Annotated in this window: 13 protein-coding genes; 5 read left to right on the top strand and 8 right to left on the bottom strand. The window is 67.2% G+C overall.

From position 1 onward, the window contains the following. Positions 1-152: 152 nt before the first annotated feature. Together ACWCSD_RS40730 and ACWCSD_RS40725 are read right to left on the bottom strand one after the other, a co-directional pair. Positions 153-707 carry a GNAT family N-acetyltransferase gene (locus ACWCSD_RS40730; protein ID WP_449922892.1) on the bottom strand — a complete coding sequence of 185 codons (555 nt, stop codon included), beginning with the start codon at positions 705-707 and terminating at the stop codon, positions 153-155. Between the two features lie 52 nt (positions 708-759). Continuing rightward, on the bottom strand, positions 760-1,083 hold the full coding sequence (locus ACWCSD_RS40725; protein ID WP_358286711.1) for a DMT family transporter: 324 nt from the start codon (positions 1,081-1,083) through the stop codon (positions 760-762). Between the two features lie 73 nt (positions 1,084-1,156). Here ACWCSD_RS40725 and ACWCSD_RS40720 point away from each other — a divergent pair, with 73 nt between their 5' ends. Next, entirely contained in the window at positions 1,157-2,110 is a 954-nt protein-coding gene (locus ACWCSD_RS40720) for a radical SAM protein (protein WP_449922887.1), read from the top strand. 8 nt (positions 2,111-2,118) lie between these two features. Here the strand turns inward: ACWCSD_RS40720 and ACWCSD_RS40715 are convergent, their stop codons facing one another. The 3 genes from ACWCSD_RS40715 to ACWCSD_RS40705 all read right to left on the bottom strand — a co-directional run bounded on the left by ACWCSD_RS40715 (position 2,119) and on the right by ACWCSD_RS40705 (position 3,654). Next, positions 2,119-2,616 carry a GNAT family N-acetyltransferase gene (locus tag ACWCSD_RS40715; RefSeq protein WP_397156735.1) on the bottom strand — a complete coding sequence of 166 codons (498 nt, stop codon included), beginning with the start codon at positions 2,614-2,616 and terminating at the stop codon, positions 2,119-2,121. A gap of 91 nt (positions 2,617-2,707) precedes the next feature. Further along, positions 2,708-3,211: a hypothetical protein gene (locus tag ACWCSD_RS40710; RefSeq protein WP_449922883.1), complete on the bottom strand. Its 504-nt coding sequence runs from the start codon at positions 3,209-3,211 to the stop codon at positions 2,708-2,710. After that, on the bottom strand, positions 3,208-3,654 hold the full coding sequence (locus ACWCSD_RS40705; RefSeq protein WP_449922880.1) for an MFS transporter: 447 nt from the start codon (positions 3,652-3,654) through the stop codon (positions 3,208-3,210). Before ACWCSD_RS40705 ends, ACWCSD_RS40710 begins: the two co-directional genes overlap by 4 nt. A gap of 149 nt (positions 3,655-3,803) precedes the next feature. On the opposite strand from ACWCSD_RS40705, the gene ACWCSD_RS40700 reads away from it, so the two are divergent. Next, positions 3,804-4,046, top strand: coding sequence for a hypothetical protein (locus ACWCSD_RS40700; RefSeq protein ID WP_449922877.1), 243 nt, complete (start codon positions 3,804-3,806; stop codon positions 4,044-4,046). A 192-nt stretch (positions 4,047-4,238) separates the two neighbouring features. On the opposite strand, the gene ACWCSD_RS40695 is transcribed toward ACWCSD_RS40700, so the two are convergent. Beyond that, positions 4,239-4,400 (bottom strand): hypothetical protein, encoded by a 162-nt coding sequence (locus ACWCSD_RS40695; RefSeq protein WP_449922874.1) that lies wholly within the window; start codon positions 4,398-4,400, stop codon positions 4,239-4,241. 507 nt (positions 4,401-4,907) lie between these two features. On the opposite strand from ACWCSD_RS40695, the gene ACWCSD_RS40690 reads away from it, so the two are divergent. Beyond that, positions 4,908-5,429 carry a hypothetical protein gene (locus ACWCSD_RS40690; protein WP_397156745.1) on the top strand — a complete coding sequence of 174 codons (522 nt, stop codon included), beginning with the start codon at positions 4,908-4,910 and terminating at the stop codon, positions 5,427-5,429. Between the two features lie 485 nt (positions 5,430-5,914). Here the strand turns inward: ACWCSD_RS40690 and ACWCSD_RS40685 are convergent, their stop codons facing one another. Then, positions 5,915-6,316, bottom strand: coding sequence for a hypothetical protein (locus ACWCSD_RS40685; protein ID WP_449922871.1), 402 nt, complete (start codon positions 6,314-6,316; stop codon positions 5,915-5,917). Positions 6,317-6,396: 80 nt separating this feature from the next. Here ACWCSD_RS40685 and ACWCSD_RS40680 point away from each other — a divergent pair, with 80 nt between their 5' ends. Then, entirely contained in the window at positions 6,397-6,921 is a 525-nt protein-coding gene (locus tag ACWCSD_RS40680) for a hypothetical protein (RefSeq protein ID WP_397156749.1), read from the top strand. On the opposite strand, the gene ACWCSD_RS40675 is transcribed toward ACWCSD_RS40680, so the two are convergent. Beyond that, entirely contained in the window at positions 6,814-7,317 is a 504-nt protein-coding gene (locus ACWCSD_RS40675; protein WP_449922895.1) for a tyrosine-type recombinase/integrase, read from the bottom strand. The genes ACWCSD_RS40680 and ACWCSD_RS40675 overlap by 108 nt on opposite strands. Here ACWCSD_RS40675 and recD2 point away from each other — a divergent pair. Continuing rightward, positions 7,276-8,844: SF1B family DNA helicase RecD2 (gene recD2 / locus ACWCSD_RS40670; RefSeq protein ID WP_449922868.1), on the top strand; the 1,569-nt coding region annotated here is incomplete at its 3' end. The genes ACWCSD_RS40675 and recD2 overlap by 42 nt on opposite strands.

Genomic DNA, 8,844 nt, shown 5'->3' with positions numbered 1-8,844 from the left:
GGCCTGGCTGGACGGCACGAGCTGGCCGGGTTCGTCGGCAACGATCCGCGCGGCGTGTTCATCGAGGCCCAGGGGGAGCCGTCGGCGCTGCGGGCACCCTGCTTGCTGGGCGTGTTGCCAGTCGGTTTGCAGGGCGAGGTGGTGGAGGACGGTCATGGGGTCCATTCGGTTTCGAGGATGGCGTAGATGGTTTCGCTGGTCCATTCGCCTTTGACGATTTCATTGTCGACGAGGGTGGCTTCGTGGCGCATGCCGAGTTTTTCCAGGACGCGGGCTGAGGCTTTGTTGCGGGCGTCGTGGCGGCCGGTGATGCGGTGGAGGCCGAGTTGGGTGAAGCCGAGGTGGATGAGGGGGCGGGTGGCTTCGGGGGCGTAGCCGTGGCCGTGGTGGTCGGGGTGCAGGACGTAGCCGATTTCGCCTTGGCGGTGTTGTGTGCTGGTCCAGATGAGCAGGGCGTTGCCGATGAGTTGGCCGGTGGTGCGCAGGGTGATGGCGAGGTCGAGGGCGTCGCCTTCGTCGTGGAGGGTGTGGCGGGTGATTTTTTTGTCGAGGGAGGTGCGGGTGGTTTGGCGGTCGCGGGGTTCCCAGTAGAGGTAGCGGGTGACGTCGGGGCGGGATTCGTAGGCGTGGAGGGCGTCGAGGTCGTCGGGGGTGAAGGGGCGTAGGTGGAGGCGGGGGGTGGTGAGGGGGTATTCGGGTGTGAGCACGGGGGCAGTGTAGGGAGGGGGTGGGGGGTGTTCAATGCGTTTTTGGTGGGGTTCAGTGGCTGCCGGCGAGGTTGAGGACGATGACGCCGCCGATGATGAGGAGGATGCCGCTGATCTTGAGGGGGGTGAGGGTTTCGCCCATGAGGGTGGCGCCGATGAGGGCGATGGCGGCGGTGCCGGCGCCGGACCAGATGGCGTAGGCGGTGCCCATGTCGAGTTGGAGTTTGAGGGCGCGGGCGAGCAGGACGAAGGAGGTGATGTAGCCGGTGGCGACGGCGATGGTCCAGCCGATGTGGGTGAGGCCGTTGCTGAGTTTGAGTGCGGTGGTGGCGAGGACTTCGGAGGCGATGGCGAGGGCGAGCAGGATCCAGGCCATGGGGGTTCCTTCGGGGTGTGGGTGTTGCGGGTTCCGCTTGAAAAGGTAGTCGAATGCGTGTTCCACTGGTTGGGTGGGTTGGGATGCGCTGGCGCTTGTCGAGGCGGTCGATGAGCGGCCGCTGATCGAGCGGCGCGCGGTGGTGCGTGACGGTTTTTATGAGACGCAGGCCCGTACGGTGATCGAGCGGGTGCCTGGGGGTGCGGGCATCGTCGAGCGGTGGGCGGTTTCGCCTTATCGGGGTTGTGCGCATGCGTGTCTGGGGTGTGGGGCGCGGGCGGGTCATCGCAGGCTGGGGTTGGATGCGGGGGCTGATTTCGATGCGCGGATCGTGGTCCGTGCGAATGTGGTGGAGCGGTTGCGGTCGGAGTTGGGACGGTGGGAGGGCGAGCCGCTGGCGGTGGGGGTGGCGGGCGATGGTTATCAGCCTGCTGAGGAGAGGTATCGGTTGATGCCGGGGGTGGTGGCGGCGCTGGGGGCGGCGGGGGTGCCGTTCACGGTGTATACGCGCAGTGCGCTGGTGTTGCGGGATGCGGAGGTGCTGGCGCGGGCGGGTGCGCGGGTGGCGGTGTCGATCGCGTTCGTGGACGAGCGGATCAGGCGTGCGGTGGAGCCGGGTGCGGTGGGGGCGCAGGCGCGGTTGGAGTTGGTGTCGGCGCTGGTGGAGGCGGGGGTGGAGTGCCGGGTGTTGATGGCTCCGGTGTTGCCGTTGCTGAGTGATGCGGCTGATCAGTTGACGGCGACGGTGCGGCGGATCGCGGGTGCGGGGGCGGTGGCGGTGGAGCCGGTGGTGTTGCGGTTGCCGCCGGGGACGCGGCAGTGGTATTTGCGGTGGTTGGCTGGGGCGCATCCGCATCTGGTGGAGCGTTATGAGGAGCTCTATGATCGGGCGGGGTTCCCCTCCCCCGGCTATGAGCAGCGGATCACGGGGCAGATCGCGCAGTTGTGCCGGGTTTATGGGATGCGGTGCGGTGCGCCGGAGCCGGTGGGTCGGGGGCCGTCGGTGGCTCAGTTGTCGCTGGTGTGATCCTGGGGTCAGGGGCGTTGGCAGAGGATCATGCCGGGCCACTCCCCTACGGTGAAGGGCTGGTCGCGGGTGAATCCGCAGCTTTCGTAGTAGGAGACGAGGCGTTCGTCGTCGCCGGCGTAGCAGTCGACGCGGACGAGTCCGAGGCCGCGGTCGCGGGCTTCTTGCAGGGCCCATTGCAGGAGGTGTCGTCCGACGGATCGTCCTGCGTGGCGTTGGTCGATGACGAGGACCTGGACGTAGAGCTCGGGTTCGGTGGCGGGGGTGACGTAGGGCAGGGCGTCGCCGACGACGATGCAGCCGGCTGGTTGGTCGTCGATCTCGGCGATGCGCATGCCGCCGCCGGCGAGCCAGTCGGCGGCTTGCTGGGTGCGGCGGGGGTCGCCGGTGAAGGGGCGGGTGCCCCATTGGCCGGTGCGGTTCTGGCTGACGAGCCATTGCACGGCGCTGTCGAACATGGTCAGGAGGACGGCGTCGTCGCCTGGGCGGCCTTCTCTGATCTTCACCGGTGACACTGTAAGGGGTGGTGGGTGGGTTGGGTGCTGACGGGGGTCGGGTTCGTGGTGTGGTTCCCGCTCCCCCGTCTGGGGGTCGTCTCTATGGGGTGTTCGTGGTTGTGGTTTTCGGGAGTGCGAGCATCACGAGTGCGGTGATGAGGTAGAGCGCGGTGGAGGCGATCAGGACGATGCTGAGCGCGTGACTGTAGGCGGGCAGCGCCGGTGGTGTGGCGGCTGGTGGGGTGGCGGTGGCGGTGGTGAAGAAGATGGTGCCGAGGACGGCGATGCCGGCTGCGCCGCCGATCTGGTTGACGGTGGACAGGGCCCCGCTCGCGGCGCCTGCGTTGCGTCCGGGGACGCCTGCCAGGACGACGTTGACGAGGATGGGTGCGGCGAGGCCGAGTCCGAGGCCGCCGGCGAGCAGTGCGAGGGCGAGGGGCCAGTAGCCGGGTTGGTTGCCGTCTTTGATGATGGACCACAGGGCGAGCTGGGATGCGGCGATGGTGAGTGAGCCGGTGATGAGGAGCGTTCTGCCTGCTTTGGTGGCGAGGGCGACGCCGAGGCCGGAGGTGATGATCGAGCCGAGGGCGTACGGGAGGATCACCAGGCCGGTCTGCCATGCGGTTCGGCCGGTTGTGTTCTGATGGTGCGCCAGCCCAGTCCGAGCAGGTCGGCGTCGACGAGCAGGCCGCCCAGCAGTGGTCCGGCGACCGAGGCGAGGCCCTGGACTGCTCCGTAGGCGCCGAAGGCCTTGGCGTGCTCGCCCGGGGGGAAGGTGGCCCGGATGATGCCGAACACCTGCGGGACCATGATTCCTGCGGTCAGTCCTTGCCCGGCTCGCATGGCGATGAGCATGCCGGGGTCGGTTGCCAGGGCGCACAGGGCCGAGGTGGTCATGAAGCCGGTCAGTCCGATGGTGAACAGGCGCTTGCGGCCGTGCTGGTCTCCGAGGCGTCCGCCGGTGATGAGGCCCGTGCCCAGGGTGAGGGTGTAGGCGGCGATCGTCCATTGGATCTGGGTGTGGTCGGCGGCCAGGTCCTGGGCCATGGCGGGGGCTGCGACGGTGCGGAAAGATGGGGGCCCAGTTCGCTGGGGACGGCACATCTGTAGGCTGTTGATCGGCGAGGCGCGGATATCTGACGCCGCTGTGCTTCTCATCGCGATTTCGTCTTGTTCGTGGATCAAGGAGTGCCGTCGTGGCGATCGGCAAGGCAGTGCACGTCGCAGCCGGGTTGTTCCTGACCGGGGTCGGCTCGCTGATGTTGCTGGCGTTCAGTAGCCTGGCCCTCGGCGTGCCCGTCGGGTTCCTGCTGGTTTGCGTGTTTCTTCTGGGTGCGGGACTGGTGGGCCTGTTCCGAAGTCAGTACAAGGACTTCTTCGCAGGCTGGCTGCTGTGGGCTGCGACATTGACCACGTTCACGGGGGGCGTGCTCTTCTAGGCGTCTTCTGGGCGTCGGGAGTCGAGCGGGCAGCTACGCAGGTCTCCATGACCAGGTCAGGTTCCAGGTCGTCTCGTCGATGACGTCGGTCGGCGTCGCACCGACGTTGTCCTGGTAGCTGGCGCACACGGCCTTCGACTCCGGGCCGCAGACGCCGTAGACGCCGTCACGTCGCCCGACCGGGGGCCCGCTTCACCCGCGCGTGCAGTTCGTCCCCTCCGGGCGCGAGGCGGAGTAGCCGTCGTGGTGACTCCTGATCTCGATCGCGTCCTGGAGAGCGGCGAGCAGGGCGATGTCCGTCTCGTCCCGGCCGCCCGACAGGTGCATCCGCTGAATCTGGTGGCCGTGCTGCACGCGCTCACGTCGTCACCCACACGCCATTGATCGACCGGCCCGCAGGCTGCACCGGCCGCGCCATACACACCGCGCTGATCTCGCCGGAGGCTGGAAGGAACTCGTGCAAGCGCCAGGGTGAGCAGACGGCATCTGGTCGGAGACGGTGTGGACGGGGCCGCCCGGGGCGAACCCCCGCCAGGCAGGGGGCGGGCCGTCGCGTTTGTGCCCGTACATGCAGTCCCGGAGCTCATTCGCCCTGTCCGGGATCATCGTGCGCAAATATGCACGCCTCCCCCTATTTGCTGCTAAATATCTGAAACGATTGCTTTTTATTTGTCTTTCGATAATCCTTGCCTTCCATAGAAAAACGTGTGCGCTTTATCGCTTCGTCGAAGGGGTACTTTCAAATTTGCAACCATTTAGGGGCAGCTATTGGCCCCTTTCGTTCGAATCTGGCATCTACAGGGGAAACACGTGGCTCCATACCAGAGCGGGCGCGCTTCGCACCCACTCGGCATCACACGCGTGCTGGCGTTTGCTCTAGCCGCTACGGCAACCAGCGCACTCACGGCTCTTTCAGTTCCAGCGCCAGCCTTTGCCGGCGTCCACACGACATCGGTCGCCGGCGTTCACGGCCTCGCGGATGCCAAGGTCGTGAAAGCAAAGAATCGCTCCTTCCCCGGCGGGATGGACGACGACAACGCTGTCGCGATCGACTCGGCCTTCCAGGGGGACCCCGAGGACGAGGAGAGGTCGCCGACCAAGTTCGTCGGGGTCGTTCGGGAGGACAAGGTACTGATCAGGGACCCGCGGACGACGCCACGATGGCACGACCTGTCCTCGCGGCTGCCCAGGAACTTCGGCCGCCTGGTCGACATCACTCTGGCTGCGCCCGACGAGGGGACGACCGTGCATGTCACTGTCCTCAACGCGCACTCCCGCATAGCGCAGAGCACGTGCACCGTCTTCCCGCCTCCGGGCACCATGGCGACGCGGCCTTGGCCCGCCAACTGCAGCCCCTTCTTCGACATCACGCCGCCCAACTGAGTCGACAGGGTCTGATCCGCTGACGCCGCTTGCCGTGCCCCGGACCTTCGGGGCACGGCACTCGCATTGATCTCGACCGTTTCGGCCCATGTCGGGCCCACGTGAGTAACCGGCATGTCGCCGAGGAGCTCAGGGGAACTGCCGTGTCCTGCGCGTCGGCTCGCAGGCCGATGCCTACGTCAGGCGTGTGGTACCGCAGGCGTCCGGGGGCATCTGTGCGACATGTCCTCGTTCGCCGATCGGCGACCACCGGCCCGGTGAGCGAGTTGCCGCATGTGCCGCATGTGCCGCATGTGCCGCGGCAAGAGGCAGGTTGCGTTCCATCGGTCTCCTCAGAGGGTGCGGCCCGCCGGGCGCGAGTGCGGCCCGCGCGGCCTCTTCGGGGGACAGGGAATCTCGGCGCGCCCGCCCTTCGGCCGGGACGCGATGAGCGACGGCGAGCGCTTCGGCGCGGGTCCTCGTGATCACTACTGTTCTCATACGAGTCACGTGATCGACACAAAACCACACATGCCCGGAGGCGCAGGGCTGCCGGGGGTGCACGCGGCTCCCCCGTCCTTGTCTGCCTGCTGCTCTACCCTTGCCTTCAAAACAGGCAACAGCGAGTTCTTGAGGAACTGGTCACCGCCCGGGAGACCGGGCAGCTCAACCGGCCTCGTGGACAGCGGTTTCGGCGGCGTCGTGTACACCGACGAGTACACCGACATGGTGCCCAGGTCCTCGGCATTGACGGCAACCCTCGAAATGGCACCGGCCGGAGCGCCCGGCCAGGCCAGAGACCCTACGACAGACGCCACCAGCTCGAAACCCGACATGCCAAAGGCGTCGAACGAAACTGAGGCGACGTCACCCCTCACGTCAGCCAAGAAGCTGCGACATTTGGCCATGGACGAATCTCCTCGGCACGCCGTAGCGTAGCCCTGACTATTAACCCTTAGGGGAAGCAACAGTCACGGGGAGACCGACCATGCCACGCTTCAAGATTGCACGTATCAGCACCACGGCCCTGCTCCTCTCCGCAACCTTAGCGGTCGCAACACCGCCAGCACACGCCGTGCAGGCTGCCACATCGGCCGCCTTTACTTATGACCCAAAGTGTCAGTTCCGTGCTGCGAGGAAAGTCGGCAATAACTGGCACATCAGTGAAGGAGGCGGAAATCTCCTCAGGAGCGGGGAAGAGGTCTGCCAGACTGGCGCCGCGAAGCTGATCATGCAATCCGACGGTAACCTCGTGCTTTACAACAACGGCAAAGCGGTTTGGGCAGCCAACACCACCGAAACGTTGACGAAGCCCAGTGGTTATCGGGCCGAGTTCCAGGCCGACGGCAACTTCGTGGTCTACGCCTACAATCCCCCCATCGTCAGATGGGCCTCCAACACATGGTCAACGTGCAGCGGCAGCGCGGTTTGTGAACTCGTCATCCAGGCCGACGGCAACGTGGTGATCTACAACATGAGCAACTCGAACAAGGTCGTCTGGGACGCCTGGTAGGGACCCCAGCTGGGCGTGGTCCACCGCCTCCTGGATCTTCTTCACGCTGACGCCCGCCTCCTGGGCGAGCGTCGCGAAGGTGTGCCGCAGCTTGTGCGGGTGCAGCCCCTCGATCCCGGCCTGACGGCCGACACGCCGGACTCGTACACGTCCTTGCGGTCGAGGCGCCGGCCCGTGGCGGACGCGAACAGCGAGCCGGTCAGCGCCGCCACCGCCGCCCTGGCCCGCTCGGCGCGGTCGGCCAGGTACACGTCGATCGCGTGCGCTGCCATCGGCGGGACCATGAGCGTCTTCGGCTTGTCGCTCTTCTGCTGCTCTACCCTTGCCTTCAAAACAGGCAACAGAGGGGTTTGCGTGAAGCCTGACGCCAACGGTTCGCTCGGTGTGTCCCTCGATGCGGTGCTTGAGCGCATCACCTTCGCCAGTGAGGAGACGGGGTACACGATCGCGCGGGTGGCCACCGAGCGGTCGGGGGCGGAGTTGCTGACGGTGGTGGGGCCGTTGCTGGGGGCGCAGGTCGGGGAGTCGTTGCGGTTGCGGGGGCGATGGACGTCGCATCCGCGGTACGGCAGGCAGTTCGAGGTGTGGTCCTACACCACGGTGTTGCCGGCCACGGTTCAGGGCATCCGGCGTTATCTGGGGTCGGGGCTGATCAAGGGGATCGGCCCGAAGATGGCCGAGCGGATCGTCGATCATTTCGGTACGGGGACGCTGGAGGTGATCGAGCAGGAGCCGCAGCGGCTGGTGGAGGTTCCGGGGCTGGGTCCCAAGCGGACGAAGATGATCGCGGCGGCGTGGGAGGAGCAGAAGATCATCAAAGAGGTGATGATCTTTCTGCAGGGGGTCGGGGTGTCCACCTCGATCGCGGTGCGGATCTTCAAGCAGTACGGGGAGTCGTCGATCTCGGTGGTGCGCGGGCAGCCGTACCGGCTGGCCGATGAGGTGTGGGGCATCGGGTTCAAGACGGCCGACACGATCGCCCAGGCCGTCGGGATCCCCCATGACAGTCCCGAGCGGGTCAAGGCGGGGCTGCGGTACACGTTGTCGCAGGCGGCCGACGACGGCCACTGCTATCTGCCGGCGCCGAACCTGGTGGCCGACGCGGTCAAGATCCTCGACGTCCCGGCCGAGCTGGCCACGCGGTGCATGGAGGAGCTGGCGGCCGAGGAGGGGGTGGTGCGCGAGCAGGTGCCCGCCGGGGACAACAGCGTGCCGGCGGTGTATCTGCCGCCCTTCCACCGGGCCGAGCTGTCGCTGGCCGGCGGGTTGCTGTCGTTGCTGAACAGCGGCCATGACCGGCTGCGGTCCTTCGCCGACGTCGACTGGGAGCGGGCCGAGTCGTGGCTGGCGGCCCAGACGGGCGCCGAGCTGGCGCCCGAGCAGCGTCAGGCGGTACGGCTGGCGCTGACGTGCAAGGTGGCGGTGCTGACGGGCGGGCCGGGCTGCGGCAAGAGTTTCACCGTGCGGTCGATCGTGACGCTGGCCAGGGCCAAGCGGGCCAAGGTGATCCTGGCCGCGCCGACCGGGCGGGCGGCCAAGAGGTTGTCGGAGCTGACCGGGCACGAGGCCACCACGGTTCACCGGTTGTTGCAGCTGAGGCCGGGCGGGGAGGCGACCTTCGACCGTGACAACCCGCTGGACGCCGACCTGGTGGTGGTGGACGAGGCCTCGATGCTGGACCTGCTGCTGGCCAACAAGCTGCTCAAGGCGGTGGCGCCGGGCACGCATCTGCTGCTGGTGGGCGACGTGGACCAGCTTCCCTCGGTGGGGGCCGGGGAGGTGCTGAAGGATCTGCTGGCCGCGGTGGACGTGCCGCGGGTGCGCCTGACGCAGATCTTCCGTCAGGCGCAGGAGTCGGGGGTGGTGACCAACGCCCACCGGGTCAACACCGGGCACCATCCGGTGCTGGCCGGCATGTCGGAC

This window comes from Nonomuraea sp. NPDC001684, from assembly GCF_053596515.1.
Note: the sequence above shows the minus strand (reverse complement) of the source record. Positions and strands in the feature narration are given on the sequence as shown.

What these genes read in the sequence shown, in the direction of transcription:
- ACWCSD_RS40725 (WP_358286711.1), bottom strand. Translation starts at nt 1,083, where the DNA reads ATGGCCTGGATCCTGCTCGCCCTCGCCATCGCCTCCGAAGTCCTCGCC.
- ACWCSD_RS40705 (WP_449922880.1), bottom strand. Translation starts at nt 3,654, where the DNA reads ATGGCCCAGGACCTGGCCGCCGACCACACCCAGATCCAATGGACGATC.
- ACWCSD_RS40685 (WP_449922871.1), bottom strand. Translation starts at nt 6,316, where the DNA reads ATGGCCAAATGTCGCAGCTTCTTGGCTGACGTGAGGGGTGACGTCGCC.
- ACWCSD_RS40680 (WP_397156749.1), top strand. Translation starts at nt 6,397, where the DNA reads ATGCCACGCTTCAAGATTGCACGTATCAGCACCACGGCCCTGCTCCTC.